A 22,825-nucleotide genomic window follows, 5' to 3' on the forward strand; every position below is an offset into this window, starting at 1 on the left:
CATGTCAAAGCTATTTCCAGTAGCACATATTATGGGCTTCTTAGCATCGATCGTGCTTACATTGGTTGCTTTGTTCGTATATTGGTTTGATGTCTCCTTTGGAGCGGGAATGGCAATCCTTTTCACAACTGCCATTCTCCAAGCCAGCGTCCAAGTATTCTTATTTATGCACGTAGGGGAATCTGAAGATAAGAGCTCCGTATATGTCAACCTAGGCTATGGTATTTTTGTAGCAATCGTAACCATTGCTGGATCATTATTCACATTGGTATGGGGTTGGTAATAACCAAAAAAGCTTGCGGGATATTTCCTGCAAGCTTTTTTTACAAAGACAATCGCTCTGCCCATTATTAATAACCCTGTCTTTTCTCTTAGTATATAAATAGTAAAAGAGCCTTCCGTGCTGGAAGGCTCTTTTACTGCTTATCGCTCTAAATCGCCAATAAACGCCCCTATCCAATGATCACTCGCTCTTCAGGGTATCTGTACCCCATTCGCTTTTCCTTTCCTCCTATCATAAAGAGAAAGCTAATAATGCCTATTCGCCCGATAAACATTAGAAGGATCAGTATCAATTTACCGAAAGTGGACAAGTCCGGTGTGATTCCCATGCTCATCCCTGTCGTACCAAATGCGGAACATACCTCAAATATAATTTCTGTCAGTGAGAATGGCTCTGTCACCGTCAGAAGGATAATGGATGTCGAACACATCATGAAGGCCATTAATGTAACAACCATCGATCTGCGGACATCTTCCAAGGATATTTCCCTTTTAAATATGGTGATATGCCTGTTGCCTTTCGCAAAATTAAACAAGAATAGCATATTGATAGCAAAGGTAGTCGTTCTGATCCCCCCTCCCACAGAGCTTGGTGAGGCGCCTATGAACATTAACCCGCTCATAATCAATAGAGTTGGCTGCTGGAACTGGCTGACATCCATAGTGGTCAGCCCGCCGCTTCTTGTGGACACCGATTGGAACAAAGCATAAAAGAAACTCTCATGCCAGCTTTTTCCGCTGAAATACGAAGTAGATTCCAAGACTAAAATAATGAATGTACCGAATACAATCAAAAAAAGGAACGTCACCGAAGTCAATTTCGTGAAAAGAGTGAACTTGAACGTTTGGTCTGTTCTTCTCGATAGGAAATTTTTAACTTCTATCAATACCGGAAAACCGATAGCCCCTAAAATGATCAGAACAATATTTATAAATTGCACAAAGTAATCCTTCGCATATGGCACCAGCGAATTCCCTGTTATATCGAAGCCTCCGTTTGTAGTTGCACTTATGCTCATAAACAATCCATGTAAAAAGGCTTCACTCCAACTGCCAAAATAGTTCAGGAAATAGAATCCGAGACTGAGTGCGCCGATTAATTCAATCGTAATAATCAGGAATAATACCTGACGAAGCAACGCAACAAGCCCTGACAGCGAATATTGATTCTGGTCTGTCATTATCAATCTTCTTTCCTTTAAACCAATTTTCCTCTTGAATAACAGCCACATAAATGTCCCTAATGTCATAATGCCGATGCCGCCAAATTGAAGGACAAACATCAGGATGAAATACCCCGGTACACTGAACGTTGCAGAAAGATCCACGGTCGTCAGGCCCGTAACACTCACAGCGCTTGCCGCTACAAATAGCGCATCAACGAAGGACAAATCAACACCCGGCTTCAACGCTACAGGAAGCTTCAGCAATAATGTCGATACCGTCACAGCAATGAGATAAAAAATGACAATAAGCTGAGCAGGAGTCAATTGATTTCTGTGTTTTTTCTTTAATATCTGCATAACAAAACCCTCTCACCTTACCCGAAACTAATACAAACTCCTTCTATTGTAGATTGTCTATCGAGTGTTTGTCCATTTCTTCTTCATTTTTATTTCTGTACCCGTTTTTCCGGAACTAAAGAACCGCTGAAAACAAAAAGCACAACGGCTTCTCTGAGACGAATGCCGTTGTGCTCATAATATTAATCTTTTCCACGCAGTGCAGATTGCACAAGGCTAAGAAGGATGCTCCCCAATAATGCCCCCCAAAATGAAGAAACGGTAAAACCGCTTATGAATTGGGATGCCAGGAAGAATATCAACGCATTGATAACGAATGAAAATAATCCAAACGTCAATAATGTGATGGGCAACGAAAGGAGATGCAAAATCGGCTTCACAAAAATATTAAGAATGCCAATTATAAAAACAGCGATCAATGCCGTTTTATAATCTTCGATGGTAATGCCCGGCAGCACATAATCAATGCCAAGCAACGCCAAACCGCTTATTAAAAATCGGATGATAAACATAGCCTTCCTCCGTTAATACTGAAATGGATGTTTCTTTCATTCAGTATATACAAAATGAAACGAGCTGTGAACACCGTATTTCTTCAATTAAACCGAACGTGGCTCTATAAGTCAAACAGCGCTTTCCTCCGGGTGAAGCACTGGACGCTCTTTCAAATAAAGATAGGCATCTTCATTTTTTCCGGAAACAATCAAATCCCTGATAATCTGAGACAGGATGATGCTGTACACAGTCCCGTTTCCTCCGTATCCCCTTAAGAAATAGCTATTAGGGTAATCTTCGTAAATCCCTATGGTAGGGAGTCCATCATGCGTTTCTCCAAAAAAGGCTCCCCAATAATATTCCGCTACTGCTTTTCCCTTCAGTTCAGGAAACATAGTAAAAATCTTCTCCATCAATAGATCCCTTTTATGGATGATCATACTGTCACGCTTACCCAGCTTGGTCGTTGTTTCATCCAGCCCCCCGAAAACAATCCTGCCATCGACTGTTCTTCGTGCATAAATGTATGGTCTGGCTGTTTCCCAGAGCATCATATTATCATGCCATCCTTTAATATCCCCGACAGGATTCGTGGCCAATGCATAGGAGCTGACAATCGCCCCATTTGGATCTCGGACTTCTTCTTGTGCTTCATAGCCAGTGGCATAAATAATATGTTTTGCTTTTATGGCAAAGCCTTTATCGGTATATAGTATATCCCCCTCCGGCGTACGCTTTCGCCCATTGATTTTCGTCCTTTCAAACACCAGAGTTCCTTTTGTATGTGCATAATGGATTAAAAGGTGTGCATGCTTAAAAGGATTGATTTCTGCATCATTTCCGGTCACGATCGCCCCTTCTTTACTGAAGGAAAAATGCTTTTCAATCATATCTTTTGTATAGTACTCAACCGGAAAACCATATTTTTGAAGCGTATCATACTCTTCTTTCAAACTGTCCACATCTTCTAATTGCGATGCGAAATACAGGCTTTTCCGAATGACTAAATCCGAATTCTGTGCGAGCGATGGGACAACTGTATCGCTCAACGTCTTAATCGCTTCAAGGCATAGCTTATAATGCCGGACTGCAGCTTCTTCCCCAAAAGTGCGTATTAAGGCACTTAGCATTTTGTCATTTGAATATTGAAGCAAGCCGGTGTTGGATGAGGTGCTTCCACCTGCAATTTCTCGCTTATCGATCAGTGCGACCTTTAATCCTTGATCAGCTAAAAAATAGGCGCAATGGGCACCTGATGATCCACTGCCGACAATCAGAACGTCGCAATTCAGATTTTCCTCTAATTCCGGGTAAGAGTATCCGGAAAATGTTGTATCCCAAAATGTTTTCCCGCTAGACAAGTCCATCTTCATTCTCCTCTATATTGATCTTAGTTTATATAGTTCCTTTTTTTCTCGATAAACAAACATATTTTTCAACGCTGTCATTATTTATCGGTGTTTTCATTTATAGGCATGATTGCCACCAAAGAGGCTTCATAGAACATCCCAAAGCGACCATACTAAGCTTACAGAGGCAACTCTGTAAAACAAATAAAGGAGTGTTTATACTATGTCTTCAAGTAATAAGTTATTGGTGCCGGGTGTAGAACAAATGCTTAACCAATATAAATACGAAATCGCACAGGAATTCGGCGTGACTCTAGGTTCAGATACAACTGCACGTGCAAATGGATCAGTAGGCGGAGAGATCACTAAACGTTTGGTCCAACAAGCACAGTCACAATTATCAGGAAAATAAACCATACAACTTCATATCTATTGGCTTAAAAGGCATCCTGCATGGATGCCTTTTATTTGCACCGAGATTAGCCAAACTGGCCCGATTCCATCTATCCTTCTCGGTGGTCTATTTAGTGCAATCTTTTCCTTTAAAGGTTTCGCAAAGGGGTTTCATTATATTTGTCGAATTATTTTTAAAAAGGACTAAACAAGAAAGGAAGTGAATGATCGTGACATTCCTCACAGAAAAAATCAGCATAGCACTCCAACAGATTGATTTGCTTGCGACTACAAATAAAATGAAGGCAATAGAAGCACGTGACCACAATCCAATGGGCATCTCGGTTAGACCATTTGGCCATGCTGTTGCTTATTCCTCCATTAAAATGCCCGGCCCATCCTTTAACGTGGTAAAAGGTTGGACCGATGAGGACCGTTACCTACTGGGGGACATTTTGACGCATTATAAAGATTTGCAAATTCCTGTTAGGTTCGAGCTTTCCCCCGCGACCGTAACACCGGCAACTTTATCTGTCATTGGATCGGCTGGCTTGCAGCAAACTGGTTTCCACACAGTGTTGTACATGTCCGGCAAAATGCCAAAAATGGATTCATTCGATAATGGATCAGCCTTCGAAATAAAAGAAGTTATAAAAGACATAGACTTTTCTACATATGCATCCATTTATACAGAAGGATTCAGTATGCCTTCCTATCTAACAGATGAAGTCATGGAAAATAATAAATGCCTGGATCCGTCCCATTGGCATTTATACATCATATACGATAAAACAGTCCCTGCCGGAGTTGCCGCCATGTATTTAAATGGCGTTCATGCTTATCTGTCAGCTGCCACTATAGCTAAACCATACAGAAATAGAGGGATGCATTCATACCTGATAAAGCATCGGCTTCAAGCGGCAATTGATCATGGCTGTACTCTTATTGTTTCCCAGGCCGCCTATAACAGTACTTCGATGCGTAACATGCTGAAATCCGGAATGCAGATAGCATACAATTCATTTACCTGGGGATAACATAACGGATGGAAAAAAGAGGGTTTCCGATTGGAAACCCTCTTTTTTATTCGATTCCTTCTTCCTTCACTTGCCCTTTCTTCTCTTTAGAGAAAAAGAAGCCAATGAGGACAATCCCAATCAGAACACCCCAGAATATGACTTTCCACAATAAGGATTCAGGGAATTCATGGGGAATCATGCCGATAGACGGATGCGCCAATGTAAATACAGCCAATTTGACGCCAACCCAGCCAACAATGAAAAATGCTGCTGTTTCAAGGCTAGGTCGTTTATGCAATAAATCAACAAACATATGGGCTGCAAACCGCATGATTACGACACCTATAAACCCTCCAAGGAACATAACGATGAATTGTGCACCATCAATGTCGCCTACGGAGAACCAGCCGGTTGCAGGCAATGTCTTCGCCAATACTACAGCAGCCAGCATGGAATCAACTGCAAAAGCAATATCCGCCAATTCGACCTTGGCGACAGTCATCCAAAATCCGGAACCTTTTTTTGGACCCGTTTCCATCTCAGGCAATTCGTCCTTCTTTGTATACTTCTTGTAAATATGGTGGATCGCGATAAAAATCAAGTACACAGCTCCGATTGCCTGAACCTGCCAAACGTTAACCAGATAAGAAATCAAGAACAAACTTCCGATCCTGAAGATAAAAGCACCTAACAAACCATAGAACAACGCTTTTTTCCGTTCTTCAGGCGGTAAATGTTTAACCATGACTGCAAGAACTACCGCATTATCCGCCGCAAGGATTCCTTCCAGTACGATCAATACGAGCAGTACCCAGCCATACTCCAAAAATATTGCTGCTTCCATTCCTTCAACCTCCATTACTAGTGTTCTACTTTCGAGCCAAATGTAATGAGTTAAATTATGGATTGGAGACAATATAAAAAGACCCCTGCCATGTATCATTTACATTGGCAAAGGTCTCGCTGAACAAATAAAAATGAATCATTTGTTTAACAAAGCCGGTGAATATGTATAACCCACGAACTGACGACTTTGTTTTAGGGCAACTGCCCTAATGCTACTCCCCTTTGAAAAGGAACACCGTATTTATTTATATCGTTATTATATTTTACTTTTGGCCAGTTGGCAACCTTTAATATTAATTATTCTTTTTCAACAAGTTTAGATAATGGCGGAGAAATGCCGGCCAATTCTTTTGTTTACCGAAATACGCCTTTAAAAGGCTATGGAAATGACTGTATTTACCCTTATAGGGATACCATTGGATTTCACTGTTGTTTTTCCCTTTATCGACCATAATGGATTTTTCATGGCAGAACATCCGCAGGCCATTTTCTCCATGGTAGCGGCCGATGCCGCTGTTCTTTGCGCCTCCAAAGGGCAAGTGATGGTTGGCCACCGAGATAATGACATCGTTGATGATGACTGCCCCTGACACCAATCGTGATGCAATAGATTCAGCATGCGCAATATCGGCAGACCAGACGCTTGCATTCAAACCATACGGATTATCATTGGCTAATTCAATCGCTTCTTCGATATCATTAAATGGAACAATAGGCAATATCGGCCCAAACGTTTCTTCATTCATAATGTTCATGCTGGCGTCCACTGAAGTAAGCACCATTGGTTCCAAAAACATGGACTGCTGATCCCATTCATCAGGATGTTTGCCTGTCTGTAAAACTGCCCCTTTGCTTAAGGCATCTAAAATATGTTCTTTCACAATCTCTATTTGCCTAGGGAACGTCATGGAGCCGATATCATCATCTTTCGATGTCCCTTGAGTTAACTTGGACACTTCACTGCACACAGCCTGGACGAATTCACTGTATATATCCTGTGCCACATAAAGCCTTTCAACACTCATGCATACTTGGCCGCTGTTAGTGAAAGCTCCCCAAATAGCCCCTTTTGCAGCTCTCTCCACCGAAGCATCACTGCAAACAATCATAGGATCTTTCCCCCCCAGTTCAAGCGTGCATGGAATCAAAGATGAAGCAGCTTGGGAGGCAATTGTACGGCCTGTAGCTACCGACCCTGTGAAAAATATATAATCAGGCGAAGCAGATACCAGTTCTCCTCCCAATTCTTTACCCCCATGCGCAAATTGCACAATATCCGCAGGGAATCCCGCCTTGCTGAATAATTCTTCCATGTATTTACCTACATAAGGCGTTACTTCTGAAGGCTTTGAGATGACCGCATTGCCTGCAATCAAAGCACTTAATATGGGCACCATGCTCAGCTGGAATGGATAATTCCAAGGTGAAATAACGAGAACAATACCTCTTGGCATGTATTCAATATACGATTTTTTCCCGATGAAAAGGATGGGGGTCTTCACCTTTTGTTTGCCCAGCATGCTTATAGCGTCCTTTTCCAAGGATTTAATGAAGTCTAGCACAGGCATTATATCGGCTACAAGCGCATCCAGAGGAACTTTTCCAGCATCGCTTGAAATAACATCTACTGTATGTTCCATTTCATCCAAAAGAATTTCCCGCAAAGAAGAAAAATAGGGCAATCGCTCTTCGACTGACAATGAACTCCACTGTCCAAATGCCTTTCTCCCATTAGCCATCATCGAATCCACTTGCCCTGTATCTGTTTCCTCCATCGTGTAAATTTGTTCGCCCGTTGCTGGCGAGTATACCCTCCATGGCTCTTTCAATGACTTCATGATTTCCCCTCCCCTATTGTGTCCATCCTATTATTTTGATGGATGGATTATCCTGTTCAGTTCTTTTAAATTTTCTTCAGTGCTGTCTACTGCTGTTTCTTTTTCATCGTTGCCTTTTCTCGATTGTACTCTTTCTCTCTCCTGCCGAAGAATCCCTCTTTTTTTTCTCGTTTGCCGATCAAAGAAACTATAAATGACAGGCACAATGAAAAGTGTCAGGAATGTCGAGCTGATCAATCCACCAATAACAGTAATTCCCATCGGTTGATTGATTTCCGTCCCTTCCCCCAACGCCAGAGCAATCGGCACCAATCCTAATATGGTGGTCAATGAAGTCATAAGGATCGGCCGGACACGATCTTCAACAGATGTGATAATAGCCTCGTAAGCAGGCATCCCCTTCTGCTTCCGTTGATTGATATAATCGACAATGACAATGGCATTATTGACTACAATGCCCGCCAGCACAATCAGGCCTATCATTGCTGTTATCCCAATCGGTGTTCTAGTGACAGTCAATGCAATGGATACGCCAATCACTATAAGAGGCACGCTGAACATGATGACAAGCGGATATTTAAGCGATTCGAACTGGGCGGCCATCACTAAGTAAACAAATAGTACTGCAAGCACCAATGCCCAGGCCATCTGTTTTTTTCCGCTATCCAATAATTCCTTATCGCCACTATAAACGATTTGTGAATGCTTGGTCATTTCCTGTTCATCCATTACTTTTTCCAACTGGGATGATATATCGCCAAGTGTATACTCCGACTTATACTTGACAGTAAATTGGACAGCATCTTGGTTATTGATGCGTTCGATTGTGGCCGGGCTTTCCTCTTTATAGAAGGAGGCTACATTTTTCAATTCCACAAACGTGCCATCCGGTTTTTTAACAGCAAAAGACCGGAGTCCATCCAACTGACTTGTTTCAGAACGGTTGTACTTCACAGTGATATTCAGGACGTCCCCTTTTTCATTGACGATTTGCGAGGCTGAAGTTCCCCGTGTCATTTCATTGATTACGGAAGCAAGCTGGGAAGGAACCAAACCGTGCTCCAACGCTTTATTCCTATCAATGGCTATATGGACTTCTTCCTTCTTTTGGCTCAAATCGGTTTCTACCTCAGTAACGCCTTTGGTTTCTTCCAGCTTTTGTTTTAATAGCGTGGCAGCTTCGTGCAGCCTTGGTTTATCGCTACCGCGCAAATTAAAAGTAAGCGTATGTGGTGCTGATCCATGGGATGATTGCTGGGAAAACGCGATAACAGTACCAGGATATGAACTAGTCACTTCCGGTGCCACTTTTTTCTTTACTTCTTCAGCCACTTCATCAACAGAACGATTGCGTTTGTTCAGCGGTTTCAACTTTACGGACAATTCAGCTATATTTCCTTCTGCGGTTCCTCTGAACGCCCCATTTTGATCAGTGCCAATTAAACTTATATACACATCCACATCTTCATTTTTCTTCAGCTGTTGTTCAATCATCGAAACAGCTGATTCTGTTTCTTTCAAGGACGTACCATTCTCCATCTGGATTTTTATTGAAAAGTTCCCTTCATCGGTTGCCGGAAGGAATTCTGTCCCTACAGTTTTCAAACCAAATAGCCCTGCAACTAAAAGGAGGCCGGTCATTATTAAGACAGTCATTCTATGCTTGAGAGACCACTGGATCCATGTACGCAGCAATGACATAGGATAAGAGGCTTTGCGCCGTGCTTCCGTATTTCTCGCGGGATTCTTCAGCCAACGGCTTGCTATCATCGGAACGACAGTTAACGCCACATATAAAGAAGCAAATAAACTAAAGGAAATCGTCAAGGCGAATTCCTTGAATAAATCGCCAATAATCCCTGCTATGAAAGCTACAGGCAAGAAGACTACTACCGTTGTCAAAGTGGAGGCTGTAATGGCGCCACCGACTTCTGCCGCGCCTTCTTTCGCCGCTTTCTTCGGTTCTTTGCCCATGGAAAGATGGCGATAAATGTTTTCGATAACAACAATAGAATTATCCACCAGCATTCCAATCCCTAGGGCAAGGGCCCCCAGAGTCATTATATTGAGTGTAAATCCGGAAAAATACATCAGGACAAAAGTAACAATGACCGAGTAAGGAATAGCTATGCCAATGATGATCGGGCTTCTCAAACTTCGTAAAAATATAAATAGGACAAACATGGCTAATACTCCGCCAACGATAAGCGTATTTGAAATATTCCCAATAGCTTGGCTAATGTAATTCCCCTGATCAGATAACAGTTGCGCGTTTACATCCTTGTACTCATCCTTCTGAAGGAGAGCACGCAATTCGTTCTGGAACTGTTTCGACACTTGCGCGGTATTTGCATCAGATTGCTGCATGATACTTAAAAGGACAGATGGTTTATCATTAGTCCTTGTAATCGTTTTTTCCTCCTGCTTTTCTTCCGTGACACTGGAGACATCTCCCACCGTAACTTTCTTTTTCGTAACAGGGTCGATACCTAAAGGAATAGCTTCAATATCCTTCGTTGATGTCAGGGAACTGATGACACGCGTAGTCAATTGCTTTCCATCCACTTGTACCTTTTCACCAGGCAAACTTATATTATTGGCAGCAATAGCCCGGCTGACATCCTGCTGTGTCAGCCGATATTTTCTAAGCTGGCTGTCATTTAAATGAACGCCTATCTGGTTCGCGAACGCTCCTGATACATTAACATTTGCAATGCCGTCAACCTTTAATAATTGCTGCCTCAACTCCTCAGAAAGCCCAGGCAGGTCCACATGGTTTCCTTGCGCACTCAATGACAATTGGACAATCGGGAACTGAGATGGATCGAACTTCATAAAGCGCGGTTTTGAAGCATCATCCGGAAGAGGTGTCGATTCAATCCGCTGCATGATATCATTTTCCACTTCCTCCAGCTTTGTTGTCCAAGAAAACTGAAGCAGAATTAAATTGGCTCCTTCCTGTGAAGTCGACGTCATCGTTTTTAAGCCCGGGAGTGTCGAAAGATTTGATTCCAATCTTTTTCCGACTTTTTCGGATACTTCAACAGGGCCGGCGCCATCATAGCTAGTTACGACAACAGCAACAGGCGGATCGATATCCGGAATTAATTTAAGCGGTATATTCATTAGTGAAACAATCCCCAGCAGAAGGACAAATATCATGGTGACAACTGTAAATACCGGTCTTCTGATAGAAAACGCACTTAATTTCATAAAATGATTCCTCTTTCTCTAGACATATTCTATGTAAAGGGCAACAGGCTTTCTCTCTTTTACTATACTTGACAGGCCGGGAGTTTACAATTGCACAATCGATTGGGGCATCACAACAATTTTATAAGCAACGGATATAGTGGAAGGCTGCTAAAATCAAAACAAAGGACAGCCTGAATGGGCTGTCCTTACGAATGGCAGTGTTTATTTTTTCGCTAAACCTATTTTAGTGACCGCAGAAAATAACGTCAACACAGGGCCCAATAAACAAAAGAAGGCAAAAGGCAAGTATTCGAGTGTCGGAATGCCCAATACTCCGGCAACAAACACTCCGGCTACTCCCCAAGGAACCAAAGGATTGACAACTGTGCCTGTATCCTCAAGAACACGCGCCAATGTTTTTCTTGCGTATCCGAGCTTATCATACTGCCCTTCATATGTTTTACCGGTCAAGAGAATGGACAAATACTGTTCACCGATAAAGAAATTAATTCCGATGGCCGTCAATGCCGTTGCTGAAATCAACGAGAACACATTTTTCAATGCTCCTTCAATGGCTTTCAGTAAAGTCGGGATAATACCGAGACGGAAAAGCAGGCCGCCCATCCCTAAAGCCAATAAAACAAGTGAAACAGAAAACATCATGCTTTCAATACCGCCACGAGAAAGAACATCATTCAACTGTTTGACATCGCTATCCATGACAAAACCCGAAAATAGGATGTTCGCCATATGCTGCACGGTTAGAGAAGAATTAAATAGAAAGGCCAGGACAGTTGCCGATAAAATGCCTGCGCTCAATGTAGGGATGGCCGACACCCTCAAAATAGCCATTGCTGCAACAATTATGAAAGGAATCAAAGCTACAATGGTAATAGGGCTATTCTCTTTCAATGCACTGAGGAATAGCGCAATTTCGTCCGTTTTTTCACTTGCCGCAGGCGAAAGAATAAAATAGAGTATGGCTGAAATGATAAATCCTGGAACAGTGGTCCAAAGCATATTCTTAATGTGCTCGAACAGCGGAACCCCTACTGTCTCAGAAGCAAGATTGGTTGTATCAGATAGTGGAGACATTTTATCCCCAAGGAATGCGCCTGAAACAATAGCGCCTGCTGTTACGACGAGTGAAGCATCCATCGCTGTGGCCATTCCCAGAAAAGCGACACCAATTGTTGCTGCAGTTGTAAAGGCGCTTCCTATGCAGACGCCGACGATGCTTGTCACAACAAATGCCGAGAAATACAAAGGCAGTTCAGAAAAAAGTTGAAAACCATAGTACATCAATGTCGGGATTGTCCCACTTGCCATCCAGCTGCTGATCAACATGCCAATAAAGAAAAAGATATAAACAGCCCCGAGCCCCGAAGATGCCCCATCCATGATTCCCCTTTCCAAATCCTTGACCGGCACTCGTTTAATTGCACCGAATAGCATTAACAGCATAATGCTGAATATCATTGGCAAATGGGGTGATACAGAAAAATAAATAATGCCTGTGCTTAACAAGGCAACGATTAAAATCAGCATAACAGCGGCTTCCCATACAGGAAGCTTCAATCTAGCAGTTTGTAACATTTTCTCTCCTCCAGCTTGTAATAATCATGTTGACGGAGGGAAAACCATTTATGAAAACACAAAAAGCCTTCCTCCTCATAGGGACGAAGTCGTAGCTTCGCGGTACCACCCTATTTGACAAGAAAAGCCTGCCCACTTCATTAATTAAGTCTGCCCATTGGAATGCAGTTGTACTTCATGTGTTTTCTGCCAGGATTTTCAGCATCCATCCTGTCTCTTCTTGCTGCTTGGAAATCACATTACTAGATCTGCGAACAGTTTATTCACTTTTTCACTTAAACGCTTTTTAGCATTAAAACATATACATAATGTACTGATATTTTAATCGCCTGTCAACAGAAAAATCATTTGAATAAACTGCCATTTTATAAACTAAAGCGGAAAGTGCCCGTTTACCCCCGACAAGCTTAAGCCAAGCTCTGCTTAAAGGCTGGGTTTTGCCTTTAACAGAGATTGGCTTAAGACCTCGAGGGGGTGGCGCTTGCAGTGACTTTTATAATGTTCATCCATATAAAAAGTGCACCGGCGATAGGTGCACTTTTTTGATGCCGTTTATTCTTTTCCGTCCATCGGATTGTAGAGGGCCAAATCTGGATGTTTGTCCTGGAACCACCGAAGGGCAAATTCATTTTCAAACAGGAATGCATATTTATCATAACGATCTTTTACAAGGATGCTTCTATTGCTTGAAAGGCGCTCATCGACAGCTTCACTTTCAACCCATCGGGCGATTTTATTGCCCATGAATTCCATAATCACATCTGTGTTATATTCATTTTTCATTCGGTGTTCAAACACTTCAAATTGCAATTGCCCCACTGCTCCCAAAACGTATTCTTCCATCGTTGCGGTTTTGAAAAGCTGTATGGCGCCCTCTTGGACCAGCTGATTGATGCCTTTATGGAAATGTTTCTGCTTCAGGACATTCTTCGCTGATACCTTCATGAATAATTCAGGCGTAAATTGAGGAAGACGTTCAAATTGATACATATCCTTGCTTGTGGTCAGCGTATCGCCAATTTGATAGTTACCGGTATCATAAAGGCCGATAATGTCTCCGCTCACTGCTTCGTTGACCGTATTGCGGTCGTCAGCCATAAACTGTGTCGATGAAGACAAGTTGATCGATTTACCGGTTCTGCTTAGATTGACATTCATGCCACGTTCGAATTTTCCTGAGCAGATGCGCAGGAACGCAATCCGGTCACGGTGCTTTGGATTCATATTTGCCTGGATTTTAAAGATAAATCCAGAAAACTCCTCGCTCAATGGATCGATGCTTCCGCTGGTGGAAACCCGCGGCTGCGGTGATGGAGCAAAATCAAGGAATGCATCAAGGAAAGTCTGGACACCAAAAGTAGTCAAAGCACTTCCGAAGAATACAGGGGTTAACTCCCCTTGAGCAATTTTATCAAGGCTGTATTCGTTGCCGGCCTCGTTCAATAACATAATTTCCTCCTGCGTTTGTTCAAACAGCGGAGATGATTTTAAAGGATGGTCTACCTCAAGTTCCCCATCTTCATTCAGTGGCAGGAATCGATCGGCGGCATCGCTTTTGAACTGTTCAACCCGATTGTTATAGCGGTCGTAAATTCCTTCAAAATCTTTGCCCATACCTATAGGCCAGTTCATCGGATACGATTCAATGCCGAGAACTTCTTCCAATTCAGCCAGCAATTCCAATGGTTCCTTACCTTGGCGGTCCATTTTGTTAATAAACGTGAAGATCGGAATGCCTCTCATCCGGCAAACTTTGAATAATTTGATGGTTTGGTCCTCAATCCCTTTTGCACTATCCACAATCATGACCGCACTGTCAACGGCGGTCAGTGTGCGATACGTATCTTCACTGAAATCTTGGTGCCCCGGGGTATCAAGAATGTTTATTTTACAATCCTTATACTCAAATTGCATAACGGATGAAGTAACAGAAATTCCTCTTTGCTTTTCTATTTCCATCCAATCTGATGTTGCATACTTTCCCGTTTTTCTCGCTTTTACCGTTCCGGCATCGCGAATCGCACCGCCGAATAACAGCAATTTTTCAGTCATAGTAGTTTTCCCAGCATCCGGGTGGGAGATGATTGCAAATGTCTTTCTCGATTGTACTTCCTTTTGGAGTGATGTGTTCATTGTTCTACATCCTTATCTATAAAAATCTAGCCGTTCATAGCCTTAACCTAACGAATATATCATAATCACCCTGCTATTGCTATCATTTTAAGATATGGACACCCGCTATATTTATTCGTTACTCCCCCATTTCCGCGGCTGTATTAAGCCTTCTTATGATTCCGTTTGTTCATAAAGTAGTCCTTTGCTTCTTTTATGAGAATAGGCAGCAAAGCCACCACTACTCTTTTTACTAACTTTTTCATGCTAATAACCTCCGTTATTGTATTTACTATTGATTTACCCATGCTATATCCGAAAAAAACATTACTTAGGAATAATATTTCAATTGAGATTCACACTACAAGATAGCATCCATTATCAGTTACTGAATCTACAAAAACGGATCTAAAATTGTATTAGAGGTGAATAATATGAATTATTTATGGGGCATTCTCGGTATACTCGTTGTGTTGGGCCTCGCTTTCCTGATGTCCAATAATAAGCGGAAAATCAACATCCGGACCATTATGATCGGATTGGCCATACAAATCGGATTTGCAATTATAGTCCTCAAATGGCCGCTAGGCAGACTTGCGCTTCAAAAGCTGACCGATGGAGTCAATGCGGTCATCACCTATGCAAATGAGGGAATTTCCTTCCTGTTCGGCGGATTGAACACCCCCGAGTCCGGCATCTCATTCGTCTTCGCATTTAATGTACTTGGCATCATCGTCTTTTTCTCCGCATTGATTTCGGTTCTATATTACATTGGATTCATGCAACTAATCATTAAATATATCGGAGGGGCTCTGGCCAAACTACTGGGCACAAGAAAAGCCGAATCCTTTTCTGCAACCGCCAATATATTTGTTGGCCTGACTGAAGCCCCCCTTGTAATCAAACCTTATATTGCAAAACTGACACAATCAGAATTGTTTTCCGTTATGGTTTGCGGTCTTGCCTCTGTATCCGGAAGTGTGCTTGCCGGCTATGCATTAATAGGCGTGCCGTTGGAATATTTACTGGCAGCAAGCCTCATGTCTGCCCCGGCAGGCTTGCTGCTTTCAAAGCTTGTATTTCCTGAGACTGAACAAAGCTCGGAAAACGACCGCGAAAAAATAGAAATGGCTGCTGATGAAGAGTCTTCCAATGTGATAGATGCGGCTGCCAACGGAGCTTCCACAGGATTGCAATTGGCCTTGAATGTCGGGGCCATGCTTCTAGCTTTTATCGCCATCATCGCCTTGATTAATGGCATTCTTGGCCTCGTAGGAGGATGGTTTGGTTTTGGGGAGCTATCTCTCGAACTTCTTCTGGGGTATGTATTTGCACCTTTAGCCTTTTTGATTGGCGTTCCTTGGTCAGAAGCATTACAGGCAGGCGGTTTTATAGGGCAAAAATTGATAATCAATGAATTTGTAGCATACTCTTCTTTCGCACCAGAAATACCTTCCCTCTCCTCCAAAACAGTGGCTATCGTTTCCTTTGCCTTGTGTGGATTCGCTAACCTATCCTCATTGGGCATTTTATTGGGAGGGTTAGGTAAACTTGCCCCCGGCAGGCGTCCTGACATTGCTAGATTAGGGATTAAAGCCATCATTACTGGAGCACTGGCCTCCTGTTTAAGCGCTGCCATCGCTGGCATGATCATAGGATAATATCATTATCGCCAAAGCGCAGAAAGGCCGAGCTACTAGGCAAACGCCTATGCTGCCTTTTATTATTCCCTTAAATTCCCTCTTCCCAACTTCACTAGTCTAAGATATTCTCTTTAATGGTCTTATTACGTTAAACATCGTGATAAGATCTATTTTTTTGAAACAGAGGTGCAAACTATGAAGTACATATGGGGATTATTAGGTATTCTATGTATCCTTGGACTGGCATTTATTTTTTCCAATAATAAAAGAAAGATCAATATCCGGACAATTGCAATCGGTCTTGGCATCCAGATTCTATTTGCTTTCATTGTCCTTAAATGGCCTTTAGGGCGGATGGCATTACAGAAGCTGACCGATGGGGTCAATGCAATCATTACGTACGCAAATGAAGGGATCAACTTTTTGTTCGGCGGTATCTATACCCCTGAATCCGGAATCTCGTTCGTTTTTGCTTTCAATGTATTAGGCATTGTCGTTTTCTTTTCAGCCTTGATTTCCGTACTATACTACCTTGGTGTGATGCAATTCATCATCAAATATATCGGAGGAGCGCTCTCGAAACTCTTGGGCACGAGAAAAGCGGAGTCTTTTTCTGCGACTGCCAATATTTTTGTCAGCCAAACAGAAGCTCCTCTAGTGATCCGTTATTATATTCCAACTATGACTCAATCTGAATTGTTCGCCGTGATGGTCTGTGGGTTGGCTTCCGTATCTGGAAGTGTGCTTGTTGGCTACTCTCTTTTGGGCGTGCCATTGGAATACTTGCTTGCGGCAAGCATTATGTCCGCACCGGCAGGGCTGGTCATGGCTAAACTAATTTTCCCGGAAACGGATTCTAACTCCAAAGAAGCAGAAAAAACGGAATTGGAAGCAGACCAAAAATCAACCAATATTATTGATGCTGCGGCAAACGGTGCTTCCGATGGCTTGAAGCTGGCATTGAACATCGGTGCCATGCTTTTGGCTTTCATTGCATTGATTGCATTAATTAATGGATTGCTTGGCATGGTCGGAGGCTGGTTTGGAGCTGGCAACCTTAGTCTTGAATTAATTCTGGGCTACGTGTTCGCACCTCTATCATTTGTCATAGGGGTACCGTGGGATGAGGCATTGATTGCAGGAAACTTCATCGGCCAAAAATTGATCTTAAATGAATTTGTCGCTTATTCGGCATTTGCTCCTGAAATCCCGTCTCTTTCGGATAAGACGGTTGCCATTATTTCCTTTGCGTTATGTGGCTTCGCCAATATTTCTTCACTGGGCATCCTTCTGGGAGGATTAGGAAACCTAGCTCCATCAAGAAGGCCGGACATTGCTAAAATGGGCATAAAAGCAGTAATAGCAGGAGCACTCGCCTCTTGCTTGAGTGCAGCTATAGCCGGAATGCTTCTTTGAAAATACAAAGCCTGTCACCCATCTAAAAAAAGGGGACAGGCTTTTCTTTATTATCTCAGCATCCTTTGTGGAAAACCGCAGTATTGTATAATTATATTGTCTAAAAAAAATGATATTATTACAATAATAGAGAAATATTATGGACTTGATGGGAGTGGCAAACATGATACATTTTGAACCGGTAACGAGAGATTCTCTGTATATCATTAGTGAGATCGTTAACTCGAATGACCACTATAACAAAATGGAAAACGGGCATTCGGAAAGAACAGAAGAAGAACTGCTTAAGGAATTTTTTGATTGTAAAGACCATCATCTTTTTATTAAAGCGGATGATACGTATATCGGCTTACTGTCTTATCTTGACCCAAATCCTAAAGATGAAACTCCATGGATCGGATTATTTATGATTCATAAGGATTATCAGGGATTCGGATACGGCACCATGGCATACATTGCTTTTGAAGAAAAATGGAAGCAAGAAGGAAAAAACAAGATCCGCCTTGGTGTACTAGAACAGAACACCAAAGCAAAAACCTTCTGGGAAAGCCATCATTACCGCTATTATAAAACGGCGCAATTAAAGGGCAATACCGTTCTTTGTTATGAGAAAAACAGGTAATGGATAGCGTTTACAAGCCTTTCGTACCAGCCTATTCGGAAGGTTTGTAAACTCTTTGCAAGTTTCAGATTTTTTTATCTAGTGTCTTGTTATTTGAAATGCCATCATGTATAATTACAGTATAATTATTAGAGGATATTTACCCATTATCAAGTACCAAAATAGCCTTTTGATCCTTGATAATGTGTGAATTTTATTCTCTCATCTGGGAAGTAATAAACTAGCATATTAATTTTTGTTTAACATTTAGGAGGATTTATAGTATGACAGTTACAGGTAAAGTAAAATGGTTTAATGCTGAAAAAGGTTTTGGCTTCATCGAAGTACCAGGCGGAAACGATGTTTTCGTACACTTCTCAGCTATCCAAGGTGATGGATATAAAACTCTTGATGAAGGTCAAGAAGTTGAATTCGAAATCGAAGACGGCAGCCGTGGACCTCAAGCTAAAAACGTGGTAAAACTTTAATTTTAAAATTTCACTTACGTTGATTGGACGTTACTACACAGTAGTAACGTCTTTTATTTTGCTTCATTTATGCAGTCCGCCCGTTCATTTCCTCCCTCATCTTTTTAGGCATGTTTTCCATTGCTTGGATTAATGCATTGAGTTTGGTTTCAATACGGTACAACAAATACAACGTCACAACAATGGGAAAACCGACCTCGCTAATGAAAGGAATCCACTCATTCATGTTTCACCCTCCTTCCTGTAAAAAGGCTATAACAGTCCATTTTGTACAGCTGCAGGCAATCTGCCTGCAGCTGTACACAGTACTGGATGCTTATAAACTGTATTCATTCACTGTTCTTTCCACCACCCGCACGTCTTTCTTTGATGCCAGCTTTCCGGTCTTTGAAGTCATCGCTCCTTCGGAAATAATGATATCCATCGCCTCCTTGATTTTTTCAAGTTCAATGGGTTCTTTAGGCTGATCGATTGATATCGTTATATTTTTATTCATATCTGTTAAAAATACCATTTCCAGTGTTTTTATTGTAGCCACTCAGTCCACCTCCTTCCTGTTTCATCTGTACAATTTACTGTTCCAAATTAGATACGTTTTGCAGTTCGATAGTCAATAGAGGCAGCATCTGCAGTCCAGCGATTGCTTTAGCAGTCGCAACCAATTGGTCGCCCGTTGCTTGACTGTCGATATTTGAAAATGTTTTTCGTTTGACGATCGGGTTGCCGGATTGGTCCACTCCGGATTGTAGATTTAGTCGAAGCTGCTTGGTCAATAGTGTTTCAGTAGCCATTTCTTTCACCTCCTTTTCACTCTCTTTATATAAAAAGAGGAGTAAAAAGGAACAAGTGTGGTAAAGTTTTTTAAGGAGGTCGACTTTTCATGTCTATAATCATATTAATAATGGGACTCGTATTCGTTATTGCTGTCTACATAGCTTTTATTCATTTAAAGAAAAAACAATCCGAAACAGCATGGAGGCATACACGGATTGTAGCCCATAGAGGATCTTCAGGTGTTTGCCCCGAAAACAGCAAGAGTGCATTCGATCATGCCCTGTCAAGCCAAGCAGATTTGATAGAGCTGGATATTCAACTTTCGAAAGATGAGAAATTTATGGTCATCCATGATGCCTCTTTAAAACGTACTTCAGGTGATAAAAGATTGGTGTGCGAGCTTACAAAACAGGAATTAAAAGCCGTGGATATAGGGATATGGAAGGGAAAACACTTTGAGGGCGAAAGGATCCTATCCCTTTCAGAGGTGTTGGAACAGTACCTTTCGAACATTTCATTGCTTGTTGAGGTTAAGCACATAGATGACCCCGCGAAAACAGCCCGTCTTTTGGCAGAGCAATTGAAGGATGTTCCCTTTGGAAACAAACACGAACTGATTATCCAAAGTTTTGATCGGGCTTTCTTAGAGCATTTCCATCAAATCATGCCATCAATCCCCTTAGGGATCCTCGTACCGCAGAAGGCTAAACCGCTTAACAGGAAGCAACTGAAAGATTATCTTTCCTTTGCCACTTATGTGAATCCAAAAATCACGATGGCTTCCAAGCAAACGATAGACCAAATCCATGAACTTGGCGGAAAATGCATTGTATGGACAATTAACACCGAGCAGCAACGCAATCAAATGGTGAACACAAGGGCTGATGGCATTGCAACCGACTACCCTGAATGGTTCCAGAATCGGATAAGCAACTAGAAAAAGGAAGGGACATAACTAACATGCCTCGCTTTAAAGGCGAATCATCTTACATGAATAAGGGCGTAAAATGAAAAAATCCGAACCAATGTGAAACTCTACTAAGAATTTCACCTCATAGTTCGGATTTTTCTTTTGCTAAAATGCTTTTGTGCCAGTCTCTTTTTTGCTAATTAATCATTGGCAGTATGGTAATGCTTATAAATAGGCTTCCTTTTAGCCATTTTTTCTTTATTTCAAAATTTCCTTCAGATTTTTTATTTGCATGAAATCCTATTTGACAGTGAAGGATAACAAAAGGAGGCGGTGCGTTAATGGAACAAACGGATGTGAAAAAATTGAATCAATTTCTGAAAGGCATTTATATGGGCGTCCATGCCTATGAGCATTTCATTGGCAAATGTGATGATGCAGCAATAAAGAAAGTCCTGCAAAAAATACAGCAAGAACATAAATTCAGTGGCATCCGCATTGCTGAAAGAATACAGAACCTCGGAGGGACACCTGTTTCAGATGAAGGGTTCACCGGTTCAATCGCGGATTTCATCGGTAAGTGGACAAGTCCGGATAAAACGAAAGAAATCCTCGAAAAAGCGCTTCTATCTGAACGTACGTATGCAGTCGAAAAAGCAGGAAAGACAATAAAGGGAGAAATTAGCAAAGATAATAAAAAGCTGATTGACGATATTCTGGAAAGAAATGCATCACATGTTACCTTACTTTCAGAGATGCTGCAAAAACTCCCATAAAAAATAGAATGAGCATCACTCATTCTATTTTTCTGATTCATATGCCCTAAAGGCCTCAATAATAGGAATATCTACAGGATTGATTTTCTCCGGCAGGCTGTTCAAATAATAATACCGTAGATCCTCCACTTCCTGCTCTTGCCTTTGCAAAAATCCCTCGTAGGATCCACAAACATATGCAGCGACCACATTAAAGACTTCATCTCCATGTGGATACCGATAATACAACTCCTTTCCTGAAAAAATAGCCAATAAGGTTAAATTCTTAGCCTTAATGCCAGTTTCTTCGAACAATTCCCTTCTGGCTGTCTCTTCCAATTGCTCCCCCAGTTCCATTGATCCGCCAGGCAATCCCCAACAGCCATTGTCCTTTCTCAGCTGCATCAATATGCGCCTCTCACTATCCGGCACTATTACCGCGGCACCCGCCATTATGAGTGGACGGGACCCTACTATTTTCCTCAAATCCATTATATAGCTCATTAAACAATTCCCTTTTCTTTTTTAATGATCCAGGCTTTCTTCTTTTCTAATAAAACCCGTTAATTCAGTTTCCGTTAAATCCACGCCGTTAGCCCACTCCTCCAGGGAAAAATCCAAACAATCCTGCCCTCCGGCAAGTTTAGTCCTAAATCTTGATGATTCAAATTCATAGGCCATTGTGTGAAGCGTACCGAACATTTGCTCATAGTCGGTAAAGAATAACGGTGATTTTCTTTCGGTGAATAATCGGAATAAATCATTGGCATCCAGAGAGCACCTATCAAGAGAACCAATAAACGTTCTTCTAAGCTGGGAACTGGCCATTCCTCCCCTGTTGAGCTGTAATAGGTTCTCACTTTCAAAAGCATTGAAACAGGCTAAATACTCTTCTCCCATTTTCAGTTCTATCTTGCCAGGACTCGCTTCTACTATAGCCATACAGCCTTTTTTATCTGCTATTGAAAAATTATAGCAGGCTGAATGAGGCAGCTCTTTTAATAGATCGATAGCTTGGTTGGCATCACTGCACGTATCAAGTACCATACGGACTGCGTGCCAGGCGGTTAGTCCCTTTGTATATCCTTCATGGCTGACAAAATGAAGCCCGATGGCCAATCCGCAGTTGTTCACTCCATCATGCCTGCCGATTCCCTGCAGATTGTAGCCGATACCGGTAATCGTTGCCGGATTCTGCAGCAATGAAAGAATACCATCATAAACAAGGGGCGAAAAGTCATAATTTCTTGTATACGCTTGCCGATCCATGTATGCTGAACATCCCATGCCATGAGGCTTGTTCATATCATAGCCGCTAAAAAGCGTATATGCCTCCTTCAAGGGAATATTTAATCCTTCAGACAAGCCTTCCATTTCTTCCAACAAATGCGGGGCATAGCAGGAATAAATAGATTTCATCTCTGCTAGATCGATATAGGTACTCGCCAATTGTTGAAAGGCAGTTAACACTGGTTTATTCTTCAATTTTCCACCTGTCTCCGCACCGATTGCATAATGGGTATCCCTTATCTGCAGAATATCTACAGAAAACAGATCCATAGTCCCCCTCCTTCCTCTTTAAACACTTGT

Annotated in this window: 22 protein-coding genes; 9 read left to right on the top strand and 13 right to left on the bottom strand. The window is 41.9% G+C overall.

Translation table 11 applies throughout. The features are described from left to right. Position 1 precedes the first annotated feature (1 nt). Entirely contained in the window at positions 2–283 is a 282-nt protein-coding gene (gene qoxD / locus ABC357_RS12430; RefSeq protein ID WP_412887809.1) for a cytochrome aa3 quinol oxidase subunit IV, read from the top strand. A gap of 169 nt (positions 284–452) precedes the next feature. Here qoxD and ABC357_RS12435 read toward each other — a convergent pair whose 3' ends face one another. The 3 genes from ABC357_RS12435 to ABC357_RS12445 form a co-directional block, all read right to left on the bottom strand. Further along, on the bottom strand, positions 453–1,805 hold the full coding sequence (locus ABC357_RS12435) for a TrkH family potassium uptake protein (protein WP_412887810.1): 1,353 nt from the start codon (positions 1,803–1,805) through the stop codon (positions 453–455). A 182-nt stretch (positions 1,806–1,987) separates the two neighbouring features. After that, positions 1,988–2,317 carry a phage holin family protein gene (locus tag ABC357_RS12440; RefSeq protein ID WP_412887811.1) on the bottom strand — a complete coding sequence of 110 codons (330 nt, stop codon included), beginning with the start codon at positions 2,315–2,317 and terminating at the stop codon, positions 1,988–1,990. A gap of 111 nt (positions 2,318–2,428) precedes the next feature. Beyond that, entirely contained in the window at positions 2,429–3,667 is a 1,239-nt protein-coding gene (locus ABC357_RS12445; RefSeq protein WP_412887812.1) for an NAD(P)/FAD-dependent oxidoreductase, read from the bottom strand. Positions 3,668–3,872: 205 nt separating this feature from the next. Between ABC357_RS12445 and ABC357_RS12450 the strand changes: the two genes are divergently transcribed. Both ABC357_RS12450 and ABC357_RS12455 read left to right on the top strand, forming a co-directional pair. Further along, the gene (locus ABC357_RS12450) at positions 3,873–4,061 is read left to right on the top strand and encodes an alpha/beta-type small acid-soluble spore protein (RefSeq protein ID WP_412887813.1); all 189 of its coding nucleotides are present in this window, start codon (positions 3,873–3,875) and stop codon (positions 4,059–4,061) included. 211 nt (positions 4,062–4,272) lie between these two features. Beyond that, entirely contained in the window at positions 4,273–5,079 is an 807-nt protein-coding gene (locus tag ABC357_RS12455; protein WP_412887814.1) for a GNAT family N-acetyltransferase, read from the top strand. A gap of 46 nt (positions 5,080–5,125) precedes the next feature. Here the strand turns inward: ABC357_RS12455 and ABC357_RS12460 are convergent, their stop codons facing one another. The 5 genes from ABC357_RS12460 to ABC357_RS12480 form a co-directional block, all read right to left on the bottom strand. Beyond that, complete coding sequence (locus tag ABC357_RS12460; RefSeq protein WP_412887815.1) at positions 5,126–5,905, bottom strand: TerC family protein; 780 nt, start codon at positions 5,903–5,905, stop codon at positions 5,126–5,128. A 295-nt stretch (positions 5,906–6,200) separates the two neighbouring features. Further along, positions 6,201–7,745 (bottom strand): aldehyde dehydrogenase family protein, encoded by a 1,545-nt coding sequence (locus ABC357_RS12465; protein WP_412887816.1) that lies wholly within the window; start codon positions 7,743–7,745, stop codon positions 6,201–6,203. Positions 7,746–7,775: 30 nt separating this feature from the next. Continuing rightward, positions 7,776–10,958, bottom strand: coding sequence for an efflux RND transporter permease subunit (locus tag ABC357_RS12470; protein ID WP_412887817.1), 3,183 nt, complete (start codon positions 10,956–10,958; stop codon positions 7,776–7,778). A gap of 204 nt (positions 10,959–11,162) precedes the next feature. After that, positions 11,163–12,536, bottom strand: a complete 1,374-nt coding sequence (gene nhaC, locus ABC357_RS12475; protein ID WP_412887818.1) for a Na+/H+ antiporter NhaC — start codon at positions 12,534–12,536, stop codon at positions 11,163–11,165. A 552-nt stretch (positions 12,537–13,088) separates the two neighbouring features. Beyond that, positions 13,089–14,669 carry a peptide chain release factor 3 gene (locus ABC357_RS12480; protein WP_412887819.1) on the bottom strand — a complete coding sequence of 527 codons (1,581 nt, stop codon included), beginning with the start codon at positions 14,667–14,669 and terminating at the stop codon, positions 13,089–13,091. Between the two features lie 413 nt (positions 14,670–15,082). Here ABC357_RS12480 and ABC357_RS12485 point away from each other — a divergent pair, with 413 nt between their 5' ends. The 4 genes from ABC357_RS12485 (at position 15,083) to cspD (ending at position 18,796) form a co-directional block, all read left to right on the top strand. Next, positions 15,083–16,309 carry a NupC/NupG family nucleoside CNT transporter gene (locus ABC357_RS12485; RefSeq protein WP_412887820.1) on the top strand — a complete coding sequence of 409 codons (1,227 nt, stop codon included), beginning with the start codon at positions 15,083–15,085 and terminating at the stop codon, positions 16,307–16,309. A 177-nt stretch (positions 16,310–16,486) separates the two neighbouring features. Beyond that, entirely contained in the window at positions 16,487–17,707 is a 1,221-nt protein-coding gene (locus ABC357_RS12490) for a NupC/NupG family nucleoside CNT transporter (RefSeq protein WP_412887821.1), read from the top strand. Positions 17,708–17,870: 163 nt separating this feature from the next. Beyond that, a complete protein-coding gene (locus ABC357_RS12495; protein ID WP_412887822.1) occupies positions 17,871–18,329 on the top strand; it encodes a GNAT family N-acetyltransferase in 459 nt (152 codons plus the stop codon). A gap of 263 nt (positions 18,330–18,592) precedes the next feature. Continuing rightward, on the top strand, positions 18,593–18,796 hold the full coding sequence (gene cspD, locus ABC357_RS12500) for a cold-shock protein CspD (RefSeq protein WP_412887823.1): 204 nt from the start codon (positions 18,593–18,595) through the stop codon (positions 18,794–18,796). Between the two features lie 67 nt (positions 18,797–18,863). Here the strand turns inward: cspD and ABC357_RS12505 are convergent, their stop codons facing one another. The 3 genes from ABC357_RS12505 to ABC357_RS12515 all read right to left on the bottom strand — a co-directional run bounded on the left by ABC357_RS12505 (position 18,864) and on the right by ABC357_RS12515 (position 19,587). Then, complete coding sequence (locus ABC357_RS12505; RefSeq protein ID WP_412887824.1) at positions 18,864–19,022, bottom strand: YvrJ family protein; 159 nt, start codon at positions 19,020–19,022, stop codon at positions 18,864–18,866. Between the two features lie 90 nt (positions 19,023–19,112). Further along, a complete protein-coding gene (locus ABC357_RS12510; protein ID WP_412887825.1) occupies positions 19,113–19,334 on the bottom strand; it encodes a DUF2922 domain-containing protein in 222 nt (73 codons plus the stop codon). A gap of 34 nt (positions 19,335–19,368) precedes the next feature. Continuing rightward, a complete protein-coding gene (locus ABC357_RS12515; RefSeq protein WP_412887826.1) occupies positions 19,369–19,587 on the bottom strand; it encodes a DUF1659 domain-containing protein in 219 nt (72 codons plus the stop codon). 89 nt (positions 19,588–19,676) lie between these two features. Here ABC357_RS12515 and ABC357_RS12520 point away from each other — a divergent pair, with 89 nt between their 5' ends. Together ABC357_RS12520 and ABC357_RS12525 are read left to right on the top strand one after the other, a co-directional pair. After that, positions 19,677–20,507 (top strand): glycerophosphodiester phosphodiesterase, encoded by an 831-nt coding sequence (locus ABC357_RS12520; RefSeq protein WP_412887827.1) that lies wholly within the window; start codon positions 19,677–19,679, stop codon positions 20,505–20,507. Between the two features lie 314 nt (positions 20,508–20,821). After that, the gene (locus ABC357_RS12525) at positions 20,822–21,256 is read left to right on the top strand and encodes a DUF2383 domain-containing protein (protein WP_412887828.1); all 435 of its coding nucleotides are present in this window, start codon (positions 20,822–20,824) and stop codon (positions 21,254–21,256) included. A gap of 24 nt (positions 21,257–21,280) precedes the next feature. Here the strand turns inward: ABC357_RS12525 and ABC357_RS12530 are convergent, their stop codons facing one another. Together ABC357_RS12530 and ABC357_RS12535 are read right to left on the bottom strand one after the other, a co-directional pair. Continuing rightward, on the bottom strand, positions 21,281–21,739 hold the full coding sequence (locus ABC357_RS12530) for an NUDIX hydrolase (RefSeq protein ID WP_412887829.1): 459 nt from the start codon (positions 21,737–21,739) through the stop codon (positions 21,281–21,283). Positions 21,740–21,760: 21 nt separating this feature from the next. Then, a complete protein-coding gene (locus ABC357_RS12535) occupies positions 21,761–22,795 on the bottom strand; it encodes a C45 family autoproteolytic acyltransferase/hydrolase (protein WP_412887830.1) in 1,035 nt (344 codons plus the stop codon). Between the last annotated feature and the right edge of the window lie 30 nt (positions 22,796–22,825).

It is taken from the genome of Bacillus kalamii, assembly GCF_047238185.1.
Lineage (GTDB): Bacteria > Bacillota > Bacilli > Bacillales > DSM-1321 > Bacillus_AD.

Excerpts from the sequence above, each read along its gene's own strand:
- qoxD (WP_412887809.1), top strand. The coding sequence starts at position 2 with ATGTCAAAGCTATTTCCAGTAGCACATATTATGGGCTTCTTAGCATCG.
- ABC357_RS12435 (WP_412887810.1), bottom strand. The coding sequence starts at position 1,805 with ATGCAGATATTAAAGAAAAAACACAGAAATCAATTGACTCCTGCTCAG.
- ABC357_RS12440 (WP_412887811.1), bottom strand. The coding sequence starts at position 2,317 with ATGTTTATCATCCGATTTTTAATAAGCGGTTTGGCGTTGCTTGGCATT.
- ABC357_RS12445 (WP_412887812.1), bottom strand. The coding sequence starts at position 3,667 with ATGGACTTGTCTAGCGGGAAAACATTTTGGGATACAACATTTTCCGGA.
- ABC357_RS12450 (WP_412887813.1), top strand. The coding sequence starts at position 3,873 with ATGTCTTCAAGTAATAAGTTATTGGTGCCGGGTGTAGAACAAATGCTT.
- ABC357_RS12460 (WP_412887815.1), bottom strand. The coding sequence starts at position 5,905 with ATGGAAGCAGCAATATTTTTGGAGTATGGCTGGGTACTGCTCGTATTG.
- ABC357_RS12465 (WP_412887816.1), bottom strand. The coding sequence starts at position 7,745 with ATGAAGTCATTGAAAGAGCCATGGAGGGTATACTCGCCAGCAACGGGC.
- ABC357_RS12470 (WP_412887817.1), bottom strand. The coding sequence starts at position 10,958 with ATGAAATTAAGTGCGTTTTCTATCAGAAGACCGGTATTTACAGTTGTC.
- nhaC (WP_412887818.1), bottom strand. The coding sequence starts at position 12,536 with ATGTTACAAACTGCTAGATTGAAGCTTCCTGTATGGGAAGCCGCTGTT.
- ABC357_RS12480 (WP_412887819.1), bottom strand. The coding sequence starts at position 14,669 with ATGAACACATCACTCCAAAAGGAAGTACAATCGAGAAAGACATTTGCA.
- ABC357_RS12485 (WP_412887820.1), top strand. The coding sequence starts at position 15,083 with ATGAATTATTTATGGGGCATTCTCGGTATACTCGTTGTGTTGGGCCTC.
- ABC357_RS12490 (WP_412887821.1), top strand. The coding sequence starts at position 16,487 with ATGAAGTACATATGGGGATTATTAGGTATTCTATGTATCCTTGGACTG.
- ABC357_RS12495 (WP_412887822.1), top strand. The coding sequence starts at position 17,871 with ATGATACATTTTGAACCGGTAACGAGAGATTCTCTGTATATCATTAGT.
- cspD (WP_412887823.1), top strand. The coding sequence starts at position 18,593 with ATGACAGTTACAGGTAAAGTAAAATGGTTTAATGCTGAAAAAGGTTTT.
- ABC357_RS12505 (WP_412887824.1), bottom strand. The coding sequence starts at position 19,022 with ATGAATGAGTGGATTCCTTTCATTAGCGAGGTCGGTTTTCCCATTGTT.
- ABC357_RS12515 (WP_412887826.1), bottom strand. The coding sequence starts at position 19,587 with ATGGCTACTGAAACACTATTGACCAAGCAGCTTCGACTAAATCTACAA.
- ABC357_RS12520 (WP_412887827.1), top strand. The coding sequence starts at position 19,677 with ATGTCTATAATCATATTAATAATGGGACTCGTATTCGTTATTGCTGTC.
- ABC357_RS12525 (WP_412887828.1), top strand. The coding sequence starts at position 20,822 with ATGGAACAAACGGATGTGAAAAAATTGAATCAATTTCTGAAAGGCATT.
- ABC357_RS12530 (WP_412887829.1), bottom strand. The coding sequence starts at position 21,739 with ATGAGCTATATAATGGATTTGAGGAAAATAGTAGGGTCCCGTCCACTC.
- ABC357_RS12535 (WP_412887830.1), bottom strand. The coding sequence starts at position 22,795 with ATGGATCTGTTTTCTGTAGATATTCTGCAGATAAGGGATACCCATTAT.